The organism is Magnetospira thiophila (assembly GCF_054657015.1).
In genome coordinates this window covers 1,513,790-1,535,000 of sequence record NZ_BAAHXF010000002.1, presented here as the reverse complement: position 1 = coordinate 1,535,000, position 21,211 = coordinate 1,513,790, and the positions used below count along the sequence as shown (strand labels likewise).

Sequence of the window (21,211 nt, the reverse complement as noted above, 5' to 3'; positions counted from 1 at the left end):
GCTAAGGTCCGTCGTCGAAAGGGAAACAGCCCAGACCGCCAGCTAAGGTCCCCAAGTCATGGCTAAGTGGGAAAGGATGTGGGAAGGCCAAGACAGCCAGGAGGTTGGCTTAGAAGCAGCCATCCTTTAAAGAAAGCGTAATAGCTCACTGGTCTAAACAAGCCGTCCTGCGCCGAAGATGTAACGGGGCTAAAGCCATGCACCGAAGCTGCGGATTCAGATCTTTGATCTGTCTGGTAGCGGAGCGTTCCGTAGGCCTGTGAAGGTGTACCGCGAGGTGCGCTGGAGGTATCGGAAGTGAGAATGCTGACATGAGTAGCGATAAACAGTGTGAGAAACACTGTCGCCGAAAGTCCAAGGGTTCCTGCGCAAGGCTAATCCGCGCAGGGTGAGCCGGCCCCTAAGCCGAGGGCGAGAGCCGTAGGCGATGGGAACCAGGTTAATATTCCTGGGCCTGGTGGAGGTGACGAATACCGTGTGTTGTGCCCGCTTATTGGATTGTGGGTGCATCGAAGGTGTTCCAGGAAATAACCCCACCGCAAGACCGTACCCGAAACCGACACAGGTGGACAGGTAGAGTATACCAAGGCGCTTGAGAGAACGATGTTGAAGGAACTCGGCAAAATACACCCGTAACTTCGGGATAAGGGTGACCTCCATGTGGGCAACCATATGGGGGTGGCACAGACCAGGGGGTGGCGACTGTTTACTAAAAACACAGGGCTCTGCGAAGTCGTAAGACGACGTATAGGGTCTGACGCCTGCCCGGTGCCGGAAGGTTAAAAGGAGGGGTGCAAGCTCTGAATTGAAGCCCCGGTAAACGGCGGCCGTAACTATAACGGTCCTAAGGTAGCGAAATTCCTTGTCGGGTAAGTTCCGACCTGCACGAATGGCGTAACGACTTCCCCGCTGTCTCCAACATCGACTCAGCGAAATTGAATTCTCCGTGAAGATGCGGAGTACCCGCGGTCAGACGGAAAGACCCCGTGCACCTTTACTACAGCTTCGCAGTGGTATTAGGGGATGAATGTGTAGGATAGGTGGGAGGCTTTGAAGCGCAGGCGCTAGTCGGCGTGGAGCCATCCTTGAAATACCACCCTTTTGTTCTCTGGTATCTAACCGCGGCCCGTGAAACCGGGTCCGGGACCCTGCGTGGTGGGTAGTTTGACTGGGGCGGTCGCCTCCCAAAGAGTAACGGAGGCGCGCGAAGGTGGGCTCAGGCCGGTCGGAAATCGGTCGTTGAGTGCAAAGGCATAAGCCCGCCTGACTGCGAGATCGACAGATCGAGCAGAGACGAAAGTCGGCCTTAGTGATCCGGTGGCCCCGCGTGGAAGGGCCATCGCTCAACGGATAAAAGGTACGCCGGGGATAACAGGCTGATGATTCCCAAGAGTCCATATCGACGGAATCGTTTGGCACCTCGATGTCGGCTCATCACATCCTGGGGCTGGAGCAGGTCCCAAGGGTTCGGCTGTTCGCCGATTAAAGTGGTACGTGAGCTGGGTTTAGAACGTCGTGAGACAGTTCGGTCCCTATCTGCCGTGGGTGTTGGAAGTTTGAGAGGAGCTGCCCCTAGTACGAGAGGACCGGGGTGGACGAACCTCTGGTGTACCTGTTGTCACGCCCGTGGCACCGCAGGGTAGCTAAGTTCGGACAGGATAACCGCTGAAAGCATCTAAGCGGGAAGCCCCCCTCAAAACGAGACTTCCCTTGAGAGCCGTGGAAGACCACCACGTTGATAGGCCGGGTGTGGAAGTGTGGCAACACATGCAGCTAACCGGTACTAATTGCTCGATAGGCTTGAAATCCCCCATGCCGTCAGGATTAACCTCCTGATCGCTTGTTCCTCATGCGCAGGGATAAGCTCGGCACACAAGGAAATCAGGTCACACAACACTTGATCAAAGTCACTCATTAAAACCATCCCAAAATCACAAGGCCCCCTTTGGATGACCTGGTGGTTCTGGCGAGGGTGTCCCACCCGATCCCATCCCGAACTCGGCCGTGAAACCCCTCAGCGCCCATGGTACTGCGTCTTAAGGCGTGGGAGAGTAGGTCGCCGCCAGGTCTTCCAAAGCGGGCCAAATACACAATCAACCTCATCACATCTCCCCCCAACACCCGGGGCCGTCCAGAGAAAATCCGTCTCATAACGTCCCCAGATCCCCTTACCGCGGGGTGGAGCAGCCCGGTAGCTCGTCAGGCTCATAACCTGAAGGTCAGAGGTTCAAATCCTCTCCCCGCAACCAAATTATAGGCCCTTAACTCAATGAGTTAAGGGCTTTTTTGATGCTGCGCAAGAATTCCAGAAATGCCGGTTCGGAATTCAATCGGAATTTTTGAAACGGTCAATTCTGCTATCTCCGTAAGCGCCATTTTGACCCCACCTATTTTTTCCAATGAGAAGCGGCGATAATCTTGCCTCGTATTTTTCGAGGGAGGTTTTCTATGCCGGAAGGTTCGGCGCTACATACGGAGTCCACTGTCGTTTCTCAGTTTGTTACGGAGCCGGGTGGTCGGCGCCGGTGGCCCGACGACGTGAAGGCACGGATTGTTGCACAGACCTTGGTTTCTGGCGCGAGCGTAAATGGCGTTGCCAAACGCCATGGTCTGAGAGCCAATCACCTTTCGGATTGGCGGCGGCGGGCGCGGGAGGGTCGTCTGGTTCTGCCGGCGGCCGAAGGTGATATGGCCATGGTGGCGCCTGCACTCACCCCGGCATTTGCCTCTGTCATTGTGCGTGAAGAAAGCCCGCCGGAACCGGCATCGACTTTGGATATGATTGTCGGCCCGGTGACGATCCGGATTGACGCTTCGACCTCGGCGGATCGCTTGGCGGAGATCGTTACAGCCTTGGGACGGGAGCGATGATGTTTTCTTCCGAGGGCGTGCGGATCGTGGTGGCGACCCGTCCCGTGGACTTCCGTAAAGGCCATGATGGGCTGGCGGCCTATGTCTTCAACGCCATGAGACGCGATCCGTTCACCGGCATGGTTTTCGTGTTCCGGGCCAAGCGGGCGGACCGTTTGAAACTTCTCCACTTCGACGGCAGCGGCCTGGTGATGACCTACAAGCGGCTTGAGGATCAAACCTTTGTCTGGCCCGGGATAAAAGACGGGGTGATGGCCCTGTCTGCGGTGCAATTCGAGGCCCTTTTTGCGGGCTTGGATTGGCGCAAGGTTCGGCCCCTGGAAGGGTCTTCGCCGACGGTGGCCTGACCCAGAAAATGCATGTTTTATAATGCATAAGGCCATGGTTTCTGCTAGATTCCAGCCATGTTGAACGCGCCTGAAAGCGAGCCGGAAAGCGGCCTATCCGAAGCGGACCTGCCCGACGATGTCGAGGCCTTGAAGGCCATCATCCGTTCCCAGCACGTCATCAATACGCGGCTGGAGAAGCTGGTCAAGGCGTTCAAACATGCCCTGTTCGGCGCCAAGTCGGAAAGAATAGCCCGGGATCAACTGGAACTGGCGCTGGAGGATATCGAGACCGGAATTGCCGAGGTTCAGGCTGCGGGCGAGGCTTCGAACACGCCCTCATCAAAGTCAACGAAGAAACCACGCCAGACCAATCGGGGCAATCTGCCCAAACATCTGGAGCGGATTGAGGAAGTCATCAAACCCGATGATGTGACCTGCGCGTGCTGCGGCACCGAGCGCCACGTCATCGGCGAGGATGTGTCCGAACGGCTCGATGTCATTCCGGCGCAGTTCCGTGTGATCATCACCCGGCGTCCCAAATATGCCTGCCGGGTCTGCGAGGAAGGGATCGTCCAGGCCCCCGCTCCGGCACGTCTGATCGAGGGTGGGTTGCCGACGGAAAGTCTGGTGGCCCATGTCATCGTTTCCAAGTACGCGGATCACGCGCCGCTCTATCGCCAGGCCCAGATTTATGCCCGGCAAGGGATCGATCTGGATCGTTCGACCCTGGCGGCCTGGGTGGGCAAGGCGGCTTTCGTTCTTAAACCCGTGGTCGATGCTCTGCTGACGGACTTGAAGGGTTCGACAAAACTGTTCATGGACGAAACCCCGGCACCGGTCCTGGACCCGGGAAGGGGCAAGACCAAAACCGGTTACTTCTGGGCCCTGGCCCGTGATGATCGGCCTTGGGGTGGTGACGATCCTCCTGGCGTGGTGTTTACCTATGCGCCGGGGCGCGGTGGCAAACATGCCGAGGATATCCTGGACGGGTTCGGCGGCATTCTCCAGGTGGACGGCTATACCGGCTATAACCGGTTGATCAAGCCCGGACGGCTCGATCCGGCGATCTGGCTGGCCTATTGCTGGGCCCACGCCCGGCGCAAACTCTATAAACTGGTTAAAACGGGAACATCGCCCATCGCCGGGGAGGGCCTGAAACAGATTGCGGCACTCTACAAAATCGAAGATGAAATCCGCGGTCGGTCGCCCGAAGACCGGCTCGCCGTTCGCCAGGAACGCTCCGCACCCTTGGTCAAAGCCTTTGAAACCTGGATCGCCGAACAGCGCAGCCGGGTCTCGGCAAAATCACTGCTTGGCGAAGCCTTGACGTATATTGCCAAGCACTTCGAAGGGCTCTGCCGGTTCCTATCCGATAGTCGACAAAGCGTTCGGCCCGGGCGGCGGCGGTGTCGATGTCCGCCAGCATGTCGAACAGAGCGGCATGCAGTTCCATTACCCCGTCAATGAGCAACGGGCTCGGATGGCGCTGAAAATGCAGCCCCCCGAGAACCGTCGCCGGGAGATTGCAGCGATTGATCGGGAGCCGCGCCGTCGCAGGCAGGGCGGCTGTAGGAGTCATGTCGGTATCCCCACAAAATTTAGGGCTTTGTACCATATCGCACCTGGAGAGCAAATCGGCATTTGAAGAATATTTCTCGTCATTTCAATGTTTTGTGCCGCTTTTGAGATTCTGGCACGACCCTTGCTCAAGGTTGGTCGGACGCTTTTTTCATTTCGACCCGTCACAAGAATACTGCAAGGAGAACTTTCATGGCACTTCGTCAATGTGCAATTTACGGCAAGGGTGGCATCGGTAAATCCACCACCACACAGAATCTGGTTTCCGCCCTGGCCGAGCTCGGCCACAAGGTCATGATCGTTGGCTGCGATCCGAAGGCGGACTCCACTCGCTTGATCCTGCATGCCAAGGCCCAGAACACCATCATGGAAATGGCCGCCGAGGCGGGTTCCGTAGAGGATCTGGAGCTGGAAGACGTGCTCAAGGTCGGTTACGGCGATATCAAATGCGTCGAATCCGGCGGCCCGGAGCCAGGCGTCGGTTGCGCCGGTCGCGGCGTCATCACGGCGATCAACTTCCTGGAGGAAGAAGGGGCCTATGACGACGAATTGGACTTCGTGTTCTATGACGTGCTGGGCGACGTGGTGTGCGGCGGTTTCGCCATGCCCATTCGCGAAAACAAGGCGCAGGAAATCTACATCGTCTGCTCCGGTGAGATGATGGCCATGTACGCGGCCAACAACATCGCCAAGGGCATCGTGAAGTATGCCAACTCCGGCAGCGTGCGCCTGGCCGGTCTGATCTGCAACTCCCGCAACACCGACCGCGAGGACGAGTTGATCATGGCCCTGGCCGACAAGCTGGGCACCCAGATGATCCATTTCGTGCCCCGGGACAACGTGGTGCAGCGGGCCGAAATCCGCCGCATGACGGTCATCGAATACGATCCGTCGGCCAAACAGGCGGACGAGTATCGTTCCCTGGCGCAGAAGATCGTCGACAACACGAAGTTCGTCATCCCGACCCCGATCACCATGGATGCTCTGGAAGAACTGCTGATGGAATTCGGAATCCTCGACGAGGAAGACGAAAGCATCGTCGGCAAGACCGCCGACGCCGAAGCGGCCATGGCCTAAGCCTTTCTGTTGCCCTCCGCCGGCTTCGGTCGGCGGGGGTCCTTGGAACCCGCCAAACTCAGCCATTCAGGAGAAAGGCAATGACAAATTTAACCCGAGAGCAGACCGAAGCCCTCATCCAGGAGGTGCTGGAAGTCTATCCGGAGAAGGCCAAGAAGGACCGGGCCAAGCACTTGACGGTCAATGACCAGAGTGTCGAGCAGTCCAAGACCTGCATCACCTCCAACCGTAAGTCCCAGCCGGGCGTGATGACCATCCGCGGCTGTGCCTATGCCGGTTCCAAGGGCGTGGTGTGGGGTCCGATCAAGGACATGATCCACATCTCCCACGGTCCGGTCGGCTGCGGCCAGTATTCCCGTGCCGGTCGCCGCAACTATTATGTCGGCACCACCGGCGTCAACACTTTCGGCACCATGAATTTCACCTCGGATTTCCAGGAGAAGGACATTGTGTTCGGCGGCGACAAGAAGCTGGCCAAGATCATCGACGAGATCGAAACCCTGTTTCCGTTGAACAAGGGCATCACGGTGCAGTCCGAGTGCCCCATCGGCCTCATCGGCGACGACATCGAGGCGGTCTCGAAGAAGAAGAACAAGGAAATCAACAAGCCGGTCGTGCCGGTGCGTTGCGAAGGGTTCCGGGGCGTATCCCAGTCCCTGGGTCACCATATCGCCAACGATGCGGTCCGCGACTGGGTGCTCGGCAACCGGGACAACGACAGCACGTTCGAATCCACCCCCTATGACGTGACCGTCATCGGCGATTACAACATCGGCGGCGACGCCTGGGCCTCGCGCACCCTGCTCGAAGAGATGGGCCTGCGGGTGATTGCCCAGTGGTCCGGCGACGGCACCCTGGCCGAGATGGAAAACACCCCGAAAGCCAAGCTCAATCTGCTGCATTGCTATCGGTCGATGAACTACATCTCCCGTCACATGGAAGAAAAGTACGGTATTCCATGGATGGAATATAACTTCTTCGGCCCGACCAAGATCGCCGAATCCCTGCGCAAGATCGCCGCTTTGTTCGACGACAAGATCAAGGAAGGTGCCGAGCGGGTCATCGAACGCTACAGGGCCGAATACGAGGCGGTGATTGCCAAGTATCGTCCGCGTCTCGAAGGCAAGCGGGTCATGCTCTATGTCGGCGGCCTGCGCCCCCGGCACGTGATCGGCGCCTACGAGGATCTGGGCATGGAAGTGGTCGGGACCGGCTACGAGTTCGGTCACAACGACGACTACGACCGCACCACCAAGGAAATGGGCAACGCGACCCTGATCTATGATGATGTGACGGGGTACGAGTTCGAGGAATTCGTCAAGAAGGTGAAGCCGGACCTCATCGGGTCGGGCATCAAGGAGAAGTACATCTTCCAGAAGATGGGCATCCCCTTCCGCCAGATGCATTCCTGGGACTATTCCGGTCCGTACCACGGCTATGACGGCTTCGCCATCTTCGCCCGGGACATGGATATGACCCTCAACAACCCCTGCTGGAACAAGATCAAGGCTCCCTGGCTGATCGACGACGCCGACAAGGCTGTCGTGGCCGGTGCCGCCGAGTAACCAGCAATCGTTTTACCTCGTACCCGTATGTCCACAGATGGGTGGCGCGGGAGGAGATTGAAAAATGAGTCAGAACGTCGAAAAGATCGAGCCGAGCTATCCGCTGTTCCGCAGCGATGAATACAAGGATAGCCTGGCCACCAAGCGTGAGCTCTACGAAGAGCGTCACCCCCAGGAGAAGATCGACGAGGTCTTCCAGTGGACCACCACGGCGGAATATCAGGAGCTGAACTTCAATCGCGAAGCCCTGACCGTCAACCCCGCCAAGGCCTGTCAGCCGCTGGGTGCCGTGCTCTGTGCGCTGGGTTTTGAAAAGACCCTGCCCTATGTGCATGGATCGCAGGGCTGCGTCGCCTACTTCCGCACCTACTTCAACCGTCATTTCAAGGAGCCGATCTCCTGCGTGTCGGACTCGATGATCGAGGATGCGGCGGTGTTCGGCGGCCAGAAGAACATGTTCGACGGCCTGGCCAACGCCAAGGCGTTGTACAAGCCCGAGATGATCGCGGTCTCCACCACCTGCATGGCCGAAGTCATCGGCGATGACCTCAATGCCTTCATCGGCAACTCGAAGAAGGAAGGCCACGTGGACCCGGACTTCCCGGTGCCGTTCGCCCATACCCCGTCTTTTGTCGGGTCCCACACCACCGGCTGGGACAACATGTTCGAGGGGATTATTCGGTACTTCACCCTCAACTTCATGGACGACAAGGAAGTCGGTTCCAACGGCAAGATCAACATTGTGCCGGGCTTCGAAACCTATCTGGGCAACTATCGGGTGATGCATCGCATGATGCAGGAAATGGGCGTCGACTATAGCCTGCTGTGCGATCCTTCCGAGGTGCTCGACACCCCGGCTGACGGTGAGTTCCGCATGTACGAAGGCGGCACCAGCCTGGACGAGGTCAAGGATGCCCCGAACGCCATCGACACCCTGCTGTTGCAGCCCTGGCAGTCGGTCAAGACCCGCAAGACGGTCAAGGATATCTGGCACCAGCCGGCCACCGACATCGCCATTCCGATGGGATTGGAATCGACCGACGCCTTCCTGATGACCGTTTCCGCCCTGACCGGCAAGCCGATCCCGGCCAGCCTGACCAAGGAACGCGGTCGTCTGGTCGATATGATGACCGACAGCCACGCCTGGCTGCACGGCAAAAAATTCGGTCTCTACGGTGATGCGGACTTCGTGCTTGGCATGGTCAAGTTCCTGCTGGAACTGGGTGCCGAACCGACCCACATTCTGTGCAATCATGCCAACAAGCGTTGGAAAAAGGCCGTGGAAAAGATCTGTGCCGACAGCCCCTACGGGCAGAACAGCACGGTTCATATTTCCAAGGACCTGTGGCACTTCCGGTCGCTGATGTTCACCGACAAGCCGGACTTCATGATCGGCAACAGCTACGGCAAGTTCATCCAGCGTGACACGCTCTACAAGGGCAAGGAGTTCGAGGTGCCGCTGATCCGTATCGGCTTCCCGATCTTCGATCGTCATCACCTGCATCGCTCGACCACCCTCGGCTACGAAGGGGCCATGCAGATGCTGACCACCCTGGTGAACGCAGTGCTGGAGCGTCTCGACGAAGAGACCCGCGGCATGGGCACCACCGACTACAACTACGACCTGATCCGCTAAGACCCAGGCCCCGGTATCCTCTTTTCAAAAGGGGGTGCCGGGGTCGGTCGGCGATCCAGTAGAGGAGTCGAGTCATGCCCAGCGTGATGCTCAGACGAACCCCCGAAGGCGCGTTGTCGTTCTATGTCGCCAAGAAGGATATGGAAGAAACCGTCGTATCTGTCGAAACGGACAACGATACGGCATGGGGCGGCATGGTCGAACTGGCCGATGGATCGAAATGGTATGTCGATCCGATCAGCCCGCCGCCCAGCTTTCCCACCACCTTGCGATTCAAGCGCGGGTGAATTTTCGTAAAATCAGGAGTCCAGAAAATGGCCGTCAAAATCGTTGCTGATATCTGCACCGCCTGTGCCGATTGCGAACCGGTCTGTCCGACCAATTCCATCTATCCGCACAAAGGCCTGTTCGCCGTGAAGGAAGATACCTGTACCGAATGCGAAGGTGAATCCGATTCGCCGAAATGCATCGAGGTCTGCATGGAAGACGACTGCATCGTCTTCGTCGACTGAACCCGGGCCGGGGGCGGAATTCTCCGCCTCCGGCACCTCGCCCTTCGAGGTCCGCTTTGCGGGCACCTCAGGACGAGGGCTGTCAACCTGAGCCTCGAAGGATGCGGTTTGACGCAATCAACGGGCCAGAGAAATAGGAGACGATCATGGCGGACTCCCCCCTCGGGCGCGAAATGGCGCTGCGTATCGGACTGGCGGCCCGCAGCCTGCCGGACTGCACGCCGGGACAGATGCTGGCGCTGGTCGAAGACATGGTCGGCCTGCCGCCGCAGGAAAAAGACATTCAGGCGCTGCGCCCCAAACATCTCAAGGCGGCTCTCGACGGTCTGCTGGAAGACGTCCCCAAAGCGGACCTTGAAGCAGCGTTGCGGGCGCTGAAGGGCAAGGCCGACGAACAGGACCCCTTGCTGCCGGACCTGGATCCTTATGTGGAAGGCGATATGCCCCAGTCCATCCGGGTGGCCTGCGCGTCGAATACCGGCGAGGCCCTGGATGGTCATTTCGGGTCCTGCGCCCGTTTCTTGATTTACCAGGTGTCTTCCGACGAGACCCGGCTGATCGATGTGCGCTCGGTCAGCGGTGAGTCTGAGGCAGACGACAAGAACGAGTTCCGCGCCGCCCTGATCGGGGATTGTCAGGTGCTGTTCATCGTCTCCATCGGCGGTCCGGCGGCGGCCAAGGTGGTCAAGCGGTTCATCCATCCGATCAAGCAACCCACCGGCGGCAACGCCCGCGAACAGGCGGCCGGCCTGCGTGCCATCCTGTCCGATGCGCCGCCGCCGTGGCTGGCCAAGGTCATGGGCCATGCCCCGGAATCCCGCATTCGCTTTGCCATGGAGGAGGAGTGATGATTACCGATGATGTGATTGATCAGGTTATCAATTTCGTGGCCCGAAACGGTATCGACGCGACCAAAATCAGCGACCTGCGGGCCCAGGTCGGCGGCATCCATGTGACCCATTGCATGGACGACGATATCGGCGAAAACGCCCGTCCGGTGCGGGAAACGCCGGACTTTAATGTCTATCTGGTCGATAGCAGCGACCATTGCCTGCGGCTCACCCCCGACAGAGAAATTGCCACCGGTCTGGTGATTGCCGAGGTGGAGGTCTGAGCATGGCCCCGCCGCTTGACGACGCGCAAATTGCCCAGGCGGTGACTCGCGTCCTGCCGAGTCCGAAGCACAAGGCGCTGTTGGAATCCGTCGCCCGGGCGATCCCCGGGGTGGCCTTCGAACTGGCGGTCACCCGCGATGGCTGGTATCGCACCGGCGGTATTCTGGTCGCCGATGGCAGCCGGATTGCCCACAACCTGCGCGACTGGGCGGAAAGCACCTGTGACGGCGACGTGACGGAAATCGCCGCCGAATATCTGGGGGAAGGCTATGTGGCCACCCGCCTGCAAGGCCGCACCCATTACCTGATGGCCGCCACCGGCGACGGTCCGATGGATTTCATTCAGGTGGAGGTGGAGGAAATCCAGGAGATGACCGACCGGCCGCTGCTCGATCCGGATTTCCTGCCGGACGACATTGAGGATCTGGTCGATCCCATGGACGCGCCGCGCCTGACGGGCGAGCCCTGTGGCGGGCCGCGTTATGAATTGCGGCGGGCCACCGACTTTTCACCCTGTCTGGAAAGTCCCGACTCAAAATTTTGCGGTGACGCCTTTTTTCGCCGGTTTCTCGGCGAATGGATCGCCAGTTCCGCCGCTCAGGCGGTGCGCCTGCATGAACATTGGGTGTTCACCATGGTGCCCTATACGGACCGTTTCGGCGAACCGCGCTTTTATGTCAAGCCTCGACCGCAACGGCAACCGGGAAACAAGCTCGACGGCAAGATCCATGGTCGCGGCTCGGATCTGGCGCGGTTGATCCATGCCTTCGACCGTGCGTCCGACTATCCCATGGCCTGGTACTTCCACATGGTGACCGGCTGCGGCGTGTCGCACATAATCGCCGAAGCCGCCCTGGATGATCTGATGGGGGCCTATGCCTATCTGCCCGCCAAGGATCTGGCCATTCTTCGCAAGTGGGGCAAGGAGCCCTATCAATTGTGATGTTTGTCGGGAATCCGACAAGGGTTGTCGCGCCTTTTTTAATATATATCAAACAGTTGAGTGATGGCACGGGGTTTGCGAAGTCCTGCTTGTGACTGCAAGCTGCGTCAGGAGACGACATGAAGGCCAAGGATATCGCGGAGCTGCTGGACGAACCGGCCTGTTCCCATAACACCAAGGAAAAATCCGGCTGCGCACGGCTCAAACCCGGGGCTACCGCCGGCGGCTGTTCCTTCGACGGGGCGCAGATCGCCCTGTTGCCCATTGCCGACGTGGCCCATATCGTTCATGGCCCCATCGCCTGTGCCGGATCGTCCTGGGATAACCGGGGTACCCGCTCTTCGGGCTCGACGCTCTACAAAATCGGCATGACCACCGACCTGACTGAACAGGATGTGATCATGGGGCGCGGCGAAAAGCGGCTGTTTCATGCCATCAAGCAGGCCGTCGAGACTCAGTCTCCGGCGGCGGTGTTCGTCTACAATACCTGTGTACCGGCGCTGATCGGTGACGATGTGCTGGCCGTCTGTGCCGCCGCCGAGGAAAAATTCGGCACCCCGGTGGTGCCCATTGATGCCGCCGGTTTTTACGGCACCAAAAATCTCGGCAACCGGATCGCCGGGGAAGCCATGGTGAAATATGTCATCGGCACCCGCGAACCGGCTCCGGCGGTCTCTCCGGACGGCAAAAGGGTGCACGACATCGCCCTGGTCGGCGAGTTCAACATCGCCGGGGAATTGTGGCATGTGACGCCGCTGCTCGATGAACTGGGGCTGCGCATTCTGGGTACCCTGTCGGGCAATTCGCATTTCTCCGACGTGCAGACCATGCACCGGTCCGAGGCGACCATGATGGTCTGCTCCAAGGCGATGATCAATGTGGCCCGCAAGCTCAAGGACAAGTATGGCACCCCCTGGTTCGAGGGTTCCTTCTACGGGGCCTCGGACGTGTCGCGGTCGCTGCGCGATTTCGCCCGGCTGATCGGCGATGCGGAACTGACCGAGCGGACCGAAAAGCTCATTGCCCGCGAGGAAGCCAAGCTGGATTTGGCCTTGGCCCCCTGGCGCGACCGGCTGCGCGGCAAGCGGGTGTTGCTCTATACGGGCGGCGTCAAGTCCTGGTCGGTGGTTGCCGCCTTGCAGGATCTGGGGATGGATGTGGTGGCCACCGGCACCAAAAAATCCACTGAGGAAGACAAAGCGCGCATCCGCGATCTGATGGGCCGCGATGCGGTGATGATCGAGGACGGCAACCCGCGCAAGCTGCTCGATATCTGCGCCGCGCAGAAGGTCGATGTGCTGATCGCCGGGGGCCGCAACATGTACACGGCGCTGAAGGCCCGGCTGCCGTTTCTGGATATCAATCAGGAACGGGAATTCGCCTATGCCGGCTATGTGGGCATGGTCGAATTGGCGCGACAGATCGCCCTCACATTGGAAAGCCCGGTCTGGCAGGCGGCCCGCGACCCGGCCCCCTGGCATGTCCGCAAGGAGGTCTGACCCATGGCCGAGATCGTCAAACGCAAAAAAGCCCTGTCGGTCAATCCGCTGAAAAGCAGCCAGACCATCGGCGCAGCCCTGGCCTTTCTGGGTCTGGCGCGCAGCCTGCCCATGCTGCATGGTTCTCAGGGCTGTACTGCTTTCGGCAAGGTGTTTTTTGTGCGTCATTTCCGCGAGCCCATTCCTTTGCAGACCACGGCCATTGACCAGATCAGCGCCGTCATGGGGACCGATGACTCGGTGGTCGAAGGGCTAAAAACCATCTGCGAGAATTCCCGTCCGGCGATTATCGGCCTGCCGACCACCGGCTTGGTGGAAACCGAGGGCACCGATGTCACCCTGGCGGTGCGGACCTTCCGTGACAAATATCCCGAATATGCCGATGTGGTGGTGGTGCCCGTTTCCACCCCCGACTTCACCGGCTGCCTGGAAACCGGGTTTGCTGCGGCTCTGAGTGCGTTGTTCGAGGCCGTGCTGCCCGCCCAACCGCAAGGCCTGGTCGGGCGTCGTCCGCGACAGGTCAATCTGTTGGTCAATGCGACCCTGACCCCGGGCGATGTGGAGGAACTCAAGGTTCTGGTCGAGGCCTTCGATCTGCGGCCGGTGGTGGTGCCCGATCTGTCGGATTCCCTGGACGGCCACCTGCCCGAGAACGATTTCAATCCGCTGACCACCGGCGGCACGCCGATGGATGATCTGCGGACCCTGGGCGAGGCGGCGGCGACCATCGTCGTCGGTGCGTCCCTGTCCAAACCGGCCGATGTGCTGGCGGCGCGGACCGGGGTGCCCGACCACCGCTTCGATCATCTGATGACATTGGCCGAAATGGACCGTCTGGTGATGACCCTGGGCGAGATTGCCGGACGCGACGTGCCGGTGCGCATCGACCGCCAGCGCTCAAGGCTTCAGGACGCCATGCTGGATTGCCATTTCTCCATCGGCTTCTCGAAAATCGCCGTGGCCGGAGATCCGGACCTGCTGAATGGCTTTGCCCATTTGCTGACGTCCATGGGGGCGGAGGTGGTGGCTGCGGTGTCGCCGACCAATGCCCCGGTGTTCGCCCGTATTCCAACGGCCATGGTGAAAATCGGTGATCTGGAAGATCTGCATAATCTGGCCCTGGAGCAGGGTGCTGAATTGATCATCGGCAATTCCCATACAGTGGCCACCGCCGAGCGGCTGAACCGGCCGCTGCTGCGGGCCGGATTTCCGCAATACGACTGGATCGGCGGCTTCGCCCGGACTTGGATCGGCTATCCGGGCATTCGGCAGAGTTTATTTGATATCGCCAACCTGCTGCTGTCCCGGGAGCCGGGACATGTGGCCCCCCATCGTTCCATTTATGCACAGGAGAACGTCCATGCCCCTGGTTCGGCATCTGAGAATCCTGGACGGCCACATTAAGGACGGATGGATGGACAGCGCCCTCAAGGTGGCTTTCGCCTCGTCCGACATGAAGCATGTGGACCAGCATTTCGGGTCCGCCGAGTGCTTCGTCGTCTATGGGGTCGATATGGAAACCTCGCGCATGATCGACGTGGTGCAGTTCGGCCATCTGGATCAGGACGGCAATGAAAACAAGCTGATCGCCAAAATGGAAGCCCTGGAGGATTGTGCCGCCGTTTATGTGCAAGCCATCGGCGCCTCGGCGATCAATCAGTTGCGCAGCCTCGGCGTGCAGCCGGTGAAGGTATCCAACGGCACGCCCATCGGCGAGATGTTGCAGGCCCTGCGTGACGAATTGCGCGAAGGCCCCCGCAACTGGCTGGCCCGCGCCATCGAGAGACAGAAGGACCCGGACCGTTTCGCAGCCATGGCGGCCGACGGCTGGGACGAATAACGACCTCAAAACGGAGATGATGTCATGACCACCGAATTGGTGATTGCCCATACCGACCCGGTTCTGAAGACCGAATTTGCCACCGAGATGCTGCGTCAGATGAATGCCATCGACAGCTACGGCACCTATGAAGGCTGGGCTCCGGAAAAAATCCTCGACCCCTACATGATGACCAAGGAGCGGCGGCGGGAGATCCCCATCGTTGGCGATCCCGACGATATTATCATTGCCCGGGTGAAGGCGTTCTACAATGCCATCGCCTCAATGATCGAGCGCGAGTGCGGCAAAATGGCCGTGCCCATGGTGCACCTGTCCCACGAGGGTTTCGGTCGGGCGATCATCACCGTCGGCAAACTGGTGGTCATGGACCGCACCCTGCGCGACGTGCATCGCTTCGGCTTCCCGACCCTTGGCAAAATGAAGGACGAGGCGGACAAGCTGCTGTCCGTGGCCCTGGAGATCATTGGCAAGTATCCCGAAGCGGCGGATCTGTGAGGAGATGGATGGATGACCGATGACGAATTGAAAGCCCTGGAAAAGGCTGTCAAGAAGGCCAAGCGCATCGCCACCGAGAAAGCGGGCGAATTGCATGATCTGGTGGAGGATCGTCTGCCTGCCGGTTATGCCGAAATCCCCGGAATTTCTCAGGCCTGTTTCGATGCCTGCAAGGCTTGGGAAGACGCCACCAAGGCCCTGGAAGCGGCGCAGGACAAATAAGGAGAAGACCACAATGAGCACCATTACCGGACTGACCCGGGGCGGCGTCGAATGGACCCCGGCCTTCGTGACCGCACTGGACCAGAAGCACTGCATCGGTTGTGGCCGTTGTTTCAAGGTCTGCCCGCGCGACGTGTTCGAGCTGATCGAGCGGGGCGAGGACATGGCCCTGGAGGCGGACGACGATTTCGATGACGATGACGACGACATGTACGGCGATGACGATGACGACGACATGTACGGCGATGACGATGACGACGATGGGTTCTCCGACGAGGCGGCCATGGTCATGTCGTTGAAAAACAGCATGGATTGCATCGGCTGTGAGGCCTGTTCCCGGGTCTGCCCGAAAGACTGCATGACCCACGAACCGGCCGCGGCGGCCTGAGCCTGTCGAAGGGCGCGGCTCGCCTACCCGACACGTCTTGGAGATCCTGAAGATGCCCAAACCCGAAAAGCACGTTTTCGTCTGTACCCAGAACAGGCCACAGGGCCATCCGCGCGGCTCCTGCACCCAGCAGGGCTGCACCGAGGTCATGGAGGAGTTCCTCCAGCAACTGCAAAATCGCGACCTGTTCGAGAAGATCCAGGTCACGGCCACCGGATGCATGGGACCGTGTCCCGCAGGGGCCACCGTCTTGGTCTATCCGGAAGGCATCATGTATGGCCGGGTCTCCAAGGACGACGTGGCGGCCATTTTCGATGAACATCTGTTGCAGGACAAGCCGGTGGAACGGTTGCGGATGCCAGCGGATATCTGGGGCTGATGGCCCATCTCATCGCCTACCATAAACAGGCAACCAGCGCCCGGATGAGGTTTCTGCGCTATGCCAGCGGCAGCATCTGCGGGCCGGAGCCCCTGGCCAGCCCGGCGCAATTGGTCGATGAGGTTATCGCCGATAGCGGCGATCCGGCTATCGTCGCCCATCCCGCGCCGCTGAAATCCTCCATTCTGCGCGCTCTCGGGCTGACGACGGACGACTTGGAAGTCGAGGGCACGCCGTTGGCTCGGGTCGATGTGGCGGGCGGAGCGGTGACCGTCTATGCCGCCGCTTTCACCACCCTGGACCCGCCCTTTGACGCGGCGGAACAGGCCGGAGCCAAGTTCATCGAACTGGCCCAGGCGCGCGGCCTGCCGTCGGTGGAGTTGGAACTTCTCCGCCTGGTTTTCGAACGCGCCGTGGGCTGAGGACGCAGACGCAGGCACCGGATCTCGGTGGCGTGCTAAATCACCGGGTGAATCAGCTGCGGGTTGCTGATCGGCGGCTTGACTGAGTAGTCAAAAAAGCCCTTGCCGGTCTTGCGGCCCAGATAGCCGAGTTGCACCAGCCGGACCAGGGTATGCGGCGGGGCATGGTGACTTTCGCGCACGTCATCGAAAATATTCTGCGACATGGCCATGACCACGTCCAGGCCGATGTAGTCGGCCAGGGCGAACGGCCCCATGGGCACACCGGCCCCGGTCATCATGGCCTGGTCGATGGTGTCGATGGTGCCGGTGCCTCGCTCCAGCATGCGGATGGCATTGAGCATGTAGGGCGTCAGCAGGCGATTGACGATAAAGCCCGTGGTGTCCTGCACCGACACGGGGGACTTGCCAATCTGTTTGCAGAACGCATTCAGGGAGCGGAGGGTGTCGTCGGAGGTCTCGAAAGCATGGATGACCTCGACCAGACTCATCACCGGGGCCGGGTTGAAAAAATGCAGGCCGGCGAAGCGTCCACGGTGCTTGCAGACCGCCATCATCGCGGTGACCGACAGGGCCGAGGTATTGGTCGCCAGAATGGCCTCCGGTCGACAGATGTCCTCCAGGCGTTGGAACAGCGCCTTCTTGATGTCCATGTCCTCGACAATGGATTCAAGCACCAGATCGCAATCCGCAACGGCGCTTTCCTGATCGGTCAGGGTCAGGTTGTTCAAGATGGTGTCGCGCAGGGTGGCTTCCATCTTGCCGCGCTCGACCGCCTTGTCCAGAGAGCCCTTCAATTTCAAAAGGGGTTTTTCCACATCGCCCGGGGTCGCCTTGACGACGACCGTGGGGACGCCTGCCTGCGCACAGACCTGGGCGATTCCCAGCCCCATGGTGCCGCTGCCGATGATGCCGACGCTCTGAATATTCATGGCTCTGCCTCCCTTGCCCTGTCATTTAACCGGCGTGGCCTTGTATATGGCGACGCTATCCTACATCGACCATAGTAAATTTTTTCGCAACCGCAATATTTTTTTGTGCAGACGCACAAATTTGTATGGCTCATTTTTGTTGCGGCGCAAGGTTTCTGAATACCGCTGCAAATATTGCATCGTAACGAGAATAAAATAGCAGTATTCCGAGGCGATGAGGCGTTGATACTGTAAGGCCAGAGAGTGGGGCGTCCCCCATTCAGCGAATCGGAGAATCAACATGGCTCAACTTCCTCTCATTGATCGCCGCCTGTTCCTGCGCGGTCTCGCGGCCACCGGCGCTCTGGGCATGGCCTCGCTGTCGCCCTTGCGTCACGCCCTGGCGGCGACCACCACGGTCGGCTTCATCTATGTGGGGGCGCGTGATGACTACGGCTACAATCAGGCCCATGCAGAAGGCGCGGCGGCGCTGAAGGGTCTGCCCGGCATCAAGGTGGTCGAGGAGGAAAGCGTTCCCGAAACCGTCGCCGTTCAGAAGACCATGGAGAGCATGATCAATCTGGACGGCGCGACCCTGCTGTTCCCGACCTCGTTCGGCTATTTCGATCCGCACATGCTGAAAATGGCCGAGAAGTATCCCGATCTGACCTTCCTGCATTGCGGCGGCTTGTGGAATGCCGACAAGCACCCCAAGAACACTGGCAGTTATTTCGGATATATTGACGAAGCGCAGTACATCTCCGGCATTGTCGCGGGCTATGCCAGCAAGACCAAGAAACTCGGTTTTGTCGCCGCCAAGCCGATCCCGCAGGTGTTGCGCAATATCAATTCGTTCACCCTCGGGGCCCAGTCGGTGGACCCGACCATCACCTGTCAGGTGATCTTCACCGGCGAATGGTCGATGCCGGTCAAGGAAGCGGAAGCCACCAACAGCCTTGCCGACCAGGGTGTCGACGTGGTGACCTGCCATGTGGACGGCCCCAAGGTGGTGGTGGAGACGGCTGAAAAGCGCGGCCTGTTCACCTGCGGCTATCACGCCTCCCAGGCCCCGCTGGCTCCCAACGGCTATCTGACCGGGGCCGAGTGGAACTGGTCGAAGGTCTATACGGATTACGTCAATATGTTCACGGCAGGCACGACCATCCCCAATCTGGTGCGCGGCGGCCTCAAGGAAGGCATCGTCAAGATGTCCGATTACGGTCCGGCGGCGTCTGCCGAAGCCCGCCAGCACGCGGACGCGGTAAAGGCCAAGTTCATGGCCGGTGACATGGTGATTTATAAAGGCCCCATTGAAACCAACGACGGCAAGACCATCATCCCGGCGGGCGACTCCCACGGCCAGACAGATATCTGGCTGGAATCCATGGACTGGCTGGTCAAGGGCGTCATCGGCGGCGCATGAGGATGAGCGGGCTTCCGAACCGATTTTTCGCCGCTTCGGAAGCCTTTTTCCTTCCCGTGGCGGCCCTGGGGGTGTCGATGATCCTGTTCGGGATCTTCGTCGCCCTGGCCGGGGTCGATCCTTGGGAGGTCCTGGCGCTGATGTATAAGGGTGCCTTCGGAACCGCGTTTTCCATTCAAAATACCCTGCAACGGGCCGCGCCGTTGATTCTGGCCGCCCTTTGCACCGCCTTGCCCGCCCAGTTGGGGCTGGTCATCATCGGCGGCGAAGGGGCCTTGGTGATGGGCGGACTGGTGGCGGTGGCTGCCGGACTGGCCTTGCCAGACGGGGCATCGCCTCTCGTCGTGCAGACGGTGATGGCGCTGGCGGGCATGATCGCCGGAGGGAGCTGGATCGCCCTGTCCGGGGCCTTGCGCCATTACCGGGGGGTCAACGAGACCATCTCCAGTCTGCTGCTGACCTATATCGCCATCGCCATTCTCAACCACATGGTTTCCGGTCCGATGCGAGACCCGGCCAGTCTCAACAAGCCGTCCACGCCGTCCATTGGCGAGGCCAACATGATCGGGGCTATCCCGGGCATGGATGTGCATTGGGGGCTGGTGTTTGGCATCCTGTTCTGTATCGGGGCCTATGTCTTGATGTATCGCACCACCTTCGGCTTTGGGGCGCGCATGGTCGGTGGCAACCCGCGCGCTGCCGCCATGGCCGGGCTGCCGGTGGGGCGGTTGCTCTTGATCACCTGTTTCATCGCCGGGGCCGCCGCCGGGTTGGCGGGCATGGTCGAGGTCGCCGCCGTACATGGGGCGGCCAACGCGCCGTTGGCGGCAGGCTACGGCTATACGGGCATTCTGGTCGCTTTCCTCGCGCGCCAGAATCCGCTGGCGGTGATTCCGGTGGCCATCCTGTTGGGGGGTATTGATGCCAGCGGCGGGCTATTGCAGCGGCGGCTGGATCTGCCCGACGCCACGGTGATGGTGCTGCAAGGCATCATTTTCGTGGTCATCCTGGCCAGCGAGACCCTGTATGGCCGCTTCAAGATCTTCAAGCCACGGGAGGCCGCGTGATGGAGGTTGTGGGCGATCTGGGGCTGTGGACGGTGCCGCTGGCCATCTTCGCCGGAGCCATTCGGGTGTCCACGCCTTTTTTGCTGGTCAGCCTGGGCGAATGCCTGACCGAACGGTCGGGCCGCATCAACTTGGGCCTGGAAGGGACCCTGGTGATGGGGGCCATGTCCGGCTATGCGGTATCCTATCTCAGCGGCTCGCCGTGGCTCGGGGTGCTGGTGGCCGGGACCGTTGGCAGCGGCTTCGGGCTGCTTCATGCGCTGATCTGCAACATGCCGAAGGTCAACGATATTGCCCTGGGCATCGCGCTGATGCTGTTCGGCACCGGGCTGGCGTTCTTCCTCGGCAAGGGGTTCATCCAGCCGCAGGCCCCCAACCTGCCCGCCCTGCATCTGGGTTGGTGGAGCGACGTGGCGCAGATTCGTTCGGCGCTGGAAATCAACGTGCTGTTCATCGTCGGGGTGCTGCTGACTCCGGCCATAATATTTTTTCTCAATCGCACCCGCTGGGGGCTGATGCTGCGTACCGTCGGCGACAGCGAGGATGCCGCCCGCGCCGCCGGGTTCTCGGTCGAGCGGGTGCGCCTCCTGGCGACCATGGCGGGCGGATTTCTGGCCGGGGTCGGCGGTTCGTTTCTGTCGCTTTATTACCCGGGCAGTTGGAACGAGGGCCTATCCAGCGGTCAGGGCATTACCGCCGTGGCGCTGGTCATCTTCGCCCGCTGGAACCCGCTCTATTGCTTCTATGCCTCGCTGCTGTTCGGCGGGGCCGGGGCGCTGGGTCCGGCCTTGCAGGCGGTCGGCATCACCCATGGCTACTACCTGTTCAATGCGGCGCCCTACATCCTCACCCTCGGTATCATGATCCTCACTTCCTCCTCGACCCGGAGATTTGCCGGAGCACCGGGCGAATTGAGCGTCACCAGATAGAAGGAACGAA

Annotated in this window: 22 protein-coding genes, 1 tRNA gene, 2 rRNA genes and 2 pseudogenes (1 of these 27 only partly in view); 25 read left to right on the top strand and 2 right to left on the bottom strand. The window is 60.1% G+C overall.

All coding sequences use genetic code 11. From position 1 onward, the window contains the following. From ACYQ1P_RS16990 to tnpC, 6 genes and pseudogenes are all read left to right on the top strand, one after another. A 23S ribosomal RNA gene (locus tag ACYQ1P_RS16990) occupies positions 1–1,808 on the top strand (it extends 937 nt beyond the left edge of the window). 145 nt (positions 1,809–1,953) lie between these two features. After that, a 5S ribosomal RNA gene (gene rrf, locus ACYQ1P_RS16985) occupies positions 1,954–2,068 on the top strand. A 104-nt stretch (positions 2,069–2,172) separates the two neighbouring features. Continuing rightward, a tRNA-Met gene (locus ACYQ1P_RS16980) sits at positions 2,173–2,249 on the top strand. Positions 2,250–2,448: 199 nt separating this feature from the next. Continuing rightward, on the top strand, positions 2,449–2,871 hold the full coding sequence (gene tnpA, locus ACYQ1P_RS16975) for an IS66-like element accessory protein TnpA (RefSeq protein WP_460019129.1): 423 nt from the start codon (positions 2,449–2,451) through the stop codon (positions 2,869–2,871). Then, on the top strand, positions 2,868–3,218 hold the full coding sequence (gene tnpB / locus ACYQ1P_RS16970; protein ID WP_460019126.1) for an IS66 family insertion sequence element accessory protein TnpB: 351 nt from the start codon (positions 2,868–2,870) through the stop codon (positions 3,216–3,218). Before tnpA ends, tnpB begins: the two co-directional genes overlap by 4 nt. Positions 3,219–3,275: 57 nt before the next feature. Further along, positions 3,276–4,580 (top strand): annotated as a pseudogene (gene tnpC, locus ACYQ1P_RS16965) (IS66 family transposase); the annotation flags it as partial. A 52-nt stretch (positions 4,581–4,632) separates the two neighbouring features. On the opposite strand, the pseudogene ACYQ1P_RS16960 reads toward tnpC, so the two are convergent. Next, positions 4,633–4,779 (bottom strand): annotated as a pseudogene (locus ACYQ1P_RS16960) (NAD(+)--dinitrogen-reductase ADP-D-ribosyltransferase); the annotation flags it as partial. 191 nt (positions 4,780–4,970) lie between these two features. Here ACYQ1P_RS16960 and nifH point away from each other — a divergent pair. The 16 genes from nifH (at position 4,971) to ACYQ1P_RS16880 (ending at position 16,871) form a co-directional block, all read left to right on the top strand. After that, positions 4,971–5,855 (top strand): nitrogenase iron protein, encoded by an 885-nt coding sequence (nifH, locus tag ACYQ1P_RS16955; RefSeq protein ID WP_460021532.1) that lies wholly within the window; start codon positions 4,971–4,973, stop codon positions 5,853–5,855. A gap of 80 nt (positions 5,856–5,935) precedes the next feature. After that, complete coding sequence (nifD, locus tag ACYQ1P_RS16950; protein WP_460021531.1) at positions 5,936–7,420, top strand: nitrogenase molybdenum-iron protein alpha chain; 1,485 nt, start codon at positions 5,936–5,938, stop codon at positions 7,418–7,420. 64 nt (positions 7,421–7,484) lie between these two features. After that, complete coding sequence (gene nifK, locus ACYQ1P_RS16945) at positions 7,485–9,056, top strand: nitrogenase molybdenum-iron protein subunit beta (RefSeq protein ID WP_460021530.1); 1,572 nt, start codon at positions 7,485–7,487, stop codon at positions 9,054–9,056. 74 nt (positions 9,057–9,130) lie between these two features. Continuing rightward, a complete protein-coding gene (gene nifT / locus ACYQ1P_RS16940; RefSeq protein WP_460021529.1) occupies positions 9,131–9,343 on the top strand; it encodes a putative nitrogen fixation protein NifT in 213 nt (70 codons plus the stop codon). A 27-nt stretch (positions 9,344–9,370) separates the two neighbouring features. Then, positions 9,371–9,568 (top strand): 4Fe-4S binding protein, encoded by a 198-nt coding sequence (locus ACYQ1P_RS16935; RefSeq protein ID WP_460021528.1) that lies wholly within the window; start codon positions 9,371–9,373, stop codon positions 9,566–9,568. Between the two features lie 146 nt (positions 9,569–9,714). Next, positions 9,715–10,416 (top strand): dinitrogenase iron-molybdenum cofactor biosynthesis protein, encoded by a 702-nt coding sequence (locus ACYQ1P_RS16930; protein WP_460021527.1) that lies wholly within the window; start codon positions 9,715–9,717, stop codon positions 10,414–10,416. Further along, positions 10,416–10,682 (top strand): DUF6129 family protein, encoded by a 267-nt coding sequence (locus ACYQ1P_RS16925; RefSeq protein ID WP_460021526.1) that lies wholly within the window; start codon positions 10,416–10,418, stop codon positions 10,680–10,682. The genes ACYQ1P_RS16930 and ACYQ1P_RS16925 overlap by 1 nt, the downstream gene beginning before the upstream one ends. A 2-nt stretch (positions 10,683–10,684) precedes the next feature. Beyond that, entirely contained in the window at positions 10,685–11,626 is a 942-nt protein-coding gene (locus ACYQ1P_RS16920; protein ID WP_460021525.1) for a hypothetical protein, read from the top strand. A 119-nt stretch (positions 11,627–11,745) separates the two neighbouring features. Continuing rightward, positions 11,746–13,125: a nitrogenase iron-molybdenum cofactor biosynthesis protein NifE gene (nifE, locus tag ACYQ1P_RS16915; RefSeq protein ID WP_460021524.1), complete on the top strand. Its 1,380-nt coding sequence runs from the start codon at positions 11,746–11,748 to the stop codon at positions 13,123–13,125. 3 nt (positions 13,126–13,128) lie between these two features. Next, the gene (gene nifN, locus ACYQ1P_RS16910; protein ID WP_460021523.1) at positions 13,129–14,529 is read left to right on the top strand and encodes a nitrogenase iron-molybdenum cofactor biosynthesis protein NifN; all 1,401 of its coding nucleotides are present in this window, start codon (positions 13,129–13,131) and stop codon (positions 14,527–14,529) included. After that, positions 14,486–14,965 carry a NifB/NifX family molybdenum-iron cluster-binding protein gene (locus ACYQ1P_RS16905; protein WP_460021522.1) on the top strand — a complete coding sequence of 160 codons (480 nt, stop codon included), beginning with the start codon at positions 14,486–14,488 and terminating at the stop codon, positions 14,963–14,965. The genes nifN and ACYQ1P_RS16905 overlap by 44 nt, the downstream gene beginning before the upstream one ends. Before the next feature lie 24 nt (positions 14,966–14,989). Continuing rightward, positions 14,990–15,460 carry a NifX-associated nitrogen fixation protein gene (locus ACYQ1P_RS16900; RefSeq protein WP_460021521.1) on the top strand — a complete coding sequence of 157 codons (471 nt, stop codon included), beginning with the start codon at positions 14,990–14,992 and terminating at the stop codon, positions 15,458–15,460. Positions 15,461–15,472: 12 nt separating this feature from the next. Beyond that, complete coding sequence (locus tag ACYQ1P_RS16895; RefSeq protein ID WP_460021520.1) at positions 15,473–15,682, top strand: CCE_0567 family metalloprotein; 210 nt, start codon at positions 15,473–15,475, stop codon at positions 15,680–15,682. 13 nt (positions 15,683–15,695) lie between these two features. After that, a complete protein-coding gene (locus ACYQ1P_RS16890) occupies positions 15,696–16,070 on the top strand; it encodes a nif-specific ferredoxin III (protein ID WP_460021519.1) in 375 nt (124 codons plus the stop codon). A 52-nt stretch (positions 16,071–16,122) separates the two neighbouring features. Further along, complete coding sequence (locus tag ACYQ1P_RS16885; protein ID WP_460021518.1) at positions 16,123–16,449, top strand: (2Fe-2S) ferredoxin domain-containing protein; 327 nt, start codon at positions 16,123–16,125, stop codon at positions 16,447–16,449. Beyond that, positions 16,449–16,871 (top strand): hypothetical protein, encoded by a 423-nt coding sequence (locus ACYQ1P_RS16880; RefSeq protein WP_460021517.1) that lies wholly within the window; start codon positions 16,449–16,451, stop codon positions 16,869–16,871. The genes ACYQ1P_RS16885 and ACYQ1P_RS16880 overlap by 1 nt, the downstream gene beginning before the upstream one ends. Before the next feature lie 35 nt (positions 16,872–16,906). Here ACYQ1P_RS16880 and ACYQ1P_RS16875 read toward each other — a convergent pair whose 3' ends face one another. Beyond that, positions 16,907–17,803 carry a 3-hydroxyacyl-CoA dehydrogenase family protein gene (locus tag ACYQ1P_RS16875; protein ID WP_460021516.1) on the bottom strand — a complete coding sequence of 299 codons (897 nt, stop codon included), beginning with the start codon at positions 17,801–17,803 and terminating at the stop codon, positions 16,907–16,909. A 280-nt stretch (positions 17,804–18,083) separates the two neighbouring features. Here ACYQ1P_RS16875 and ACYQ1P_RS16870 point away from each other — a divergent pair, with 280 nt between their 5' ends. The 3 genes from ACYQ1P_RS16870 to ACYQ1P_RS16860 are packed head-to-tail and all read left to right on the top strand — an operon-like array spanning position 18,084 to position 21,201. Next, complete coding sequence (locus ACYQ1P_RS16870) at positions 18,084–19,205, top strand: BMP family ABC transporter substrate-binding protein (RefSeq protein WP_460021515.1); 1,122 nt, start codon at positions 18,084–18,086, stop codon at positions 19,203–19,205. 2 nt (positions 19,206–19,207) lie between these two features. After that, positions 19,208–20,272 (top strand): ABC transporter permease, encoded by a 1,065-nt coding sequence (locus ACYQ1P_RS16865; protein ID WP_460021514.1) that lies wholly within the window; start codon positions 19,208–19,210, stop codon positions 20,270–20,272. Next, positions 20,272–21,201 carry an ABC transporter permease gene (locus tag ACYQ1P_RS16860; protein ID WP_460021513.1) on the top strand — a complete coding sequence of 310 codons (930 nt, stop codon included), beginning with the start codon at positions 20,272–20,274 and terminating at the stop codon, positions 21,199–21,201. The genes ACYQ1P_RS16865 and ACYQ1P_RS16860 overlap by 1 nt, the downstream gene beginning before the upstream one ends. Positions 21,202–21,211: the final 10 nt, after the last annotated feature.

What these genes read in the sequence shown, in the direction of transcription:
- ACYQ1P_RS16890 (WP_460021519.1), top strand. Translation starts at nt 15,696, where the DNA reads ATGAGCACCATTACCGGACTGACCCGGGGCGGCGTCGAATGGACCCCG.
- ACYQ1P_RS16930 (WP_460021527.1), top strand. Translation starts at nt 9,715, where the DNA reads ATGGCGGACTCCCCCCTCGGGCGCGAAATGGCGCTGCGTATCGGACTG.
- nifN (WP_460021523.1), top strand. Translation starts at nt 13,129, where the DNA reads ATGGCCGAGATCGTCAAACGCAAAAAAGCCCTGTCGGTCAATCCGCTG.
- tnpA (WP_460019129.1), top strand. Translation starts at nt 2,449, where the DNA reads ATGCCGGAAGGTTCGGCGCTACATACGGAGTCCACTGTCGTTTCTCAG.
- ACYQ1P_RS16870 (WP_460021515.1), top strand. Translation starts at nt 18,084, where the DNA reads ATGGCTCAACTTCCTCTCATTGATCGCCGCCTGTTCCTGCGCGGTCTC.
- ACYQ1P_RS16905 (WP_460021522.1), top strand. Translation starts at nt 14,486, where the DNA reads ATGCCCCTGGTTCGGCATCTGAGAATCCTGGACGGCCACATTAAGGAC.
- ACYQ1P_RS16900 (WP_460021521.1), top strand. Translation starts at nt 14,990, where the DNA reads ATGACCACCGAATTGGTGATTGCCCATACCGACCCGGTTCTGAAGACC.
- nifD (WP_460021531.1), top strand. Translation starts at nt 5,936, where the DNA reads ATGACAAATTTAACCCGAGAGCAGACCGAAGCCCTCATCCAGGAGGTG.
- tnpB (WP_460019126.1), top strand. Translation starts at nt 2,868, where the DNA reads ATGATGTTTTCTTCCGAGGGCGTGCGGATCGTGGTGGCGACCCGTCCC.
- nifE (WP_460021524.1), top strand. Translation starts at nt 11,746, where the DNA reads ATGAAGGCCAAGGATATCGCGGAGCTGCTGGACGAACCGGCCTGTTCC.
- ACYQ1P_RS16920 (WP_460021525.1), top strand. Translation starts at nt 10,685, where the DNA reads ATGGCCCCGCCGCTTGACGACGCGCAAATTGCCCAGGCGGTGACTCGC.
- ACYQ1P_RS16885 (WP_460021518.1), top strand. Translation starts at nt 16,123, where the DNA reads ATGCCCAAACCCGAAAAGCACGTTTTCGTCTGTACCCAGAACAGGCCA.
- nifK (WP_460021530.1), top strand. Translation starts at nt 7,485, where the DNA reads ATGAGTCAGAACGTCGAAAAGATCGAGCCGAGCTATCCGCTGTTCCGC.
- nifT (WP_460021529.1), top strand. Translation starts at nt 9,131, where the DNA reads ATGCCCAGCGTGATGCTCAGACGAACCCCCGAAGGCGCGTTGTCGTTC.
- ACYQ1P_RS16895 (WP_460021520.1), top strand. Translation starts at nt 15,473, where the DNA reads ATGACCGATGACGAATTGAAAGCCCTGGAAAAGGCTGTCAAGAAGGCC.
- ACYQ1P_RS16875 (WP_460021516.1), bottom strand. Translation starts at nt 17,803, where the DNA reads ATGAATATTCAGAGCGTCGGCATCATCGGCAGCGGCACCATGGGGCTG.
- ACYQ1P_RS16860 (WP_460021513.1), top strand. Translation starts at nt 20,272, where the DNA reads ATGGAGGTTGTGGGCGATCTGGGGCTGTGGACGGTGCCGCTGGCCATC.
- ACYQ1P_RS16935 (WP_460021528.1), top strand. Translation starts at nt 9,371, where the DNA reads ATGGCCGTCAAAATCGTTGCTGATATCTGCACCGCCTGTGCCGATTGC.
- ACYQ1P_RS16865 (WP_460021514.1), top strand. Translation starts at nt 19,208, where the DNA reads ATGAGCGGGCTTCCGAACCGATTTTTCGCCGCTTCGGAAGCCTTTTTC.
- ACYQ1P_RS16925 (WP_460021526.1), top strand. Translation starts at nt 10,416, where the DNA reads ATGATTACCGATGATGTGATTGATCAGGTTATCAATTTCGTGGCCCGA.
- ACYQ1P_RS16880 (WP_460021517.1), top strand. Translation starts at nt 16,449, where the DNA reads ATGGCCCATCTCATCGCCTACCATAAACAGGCAACCAGCGCCCGGATG.
- nifH (WP_460021532.1), top strand. Translation starts at nt 4,971, where the DNA reads ATGGCACTTCGTCAATGTGCAATTTACGGCAAGGGTGGCATCGGTAAA.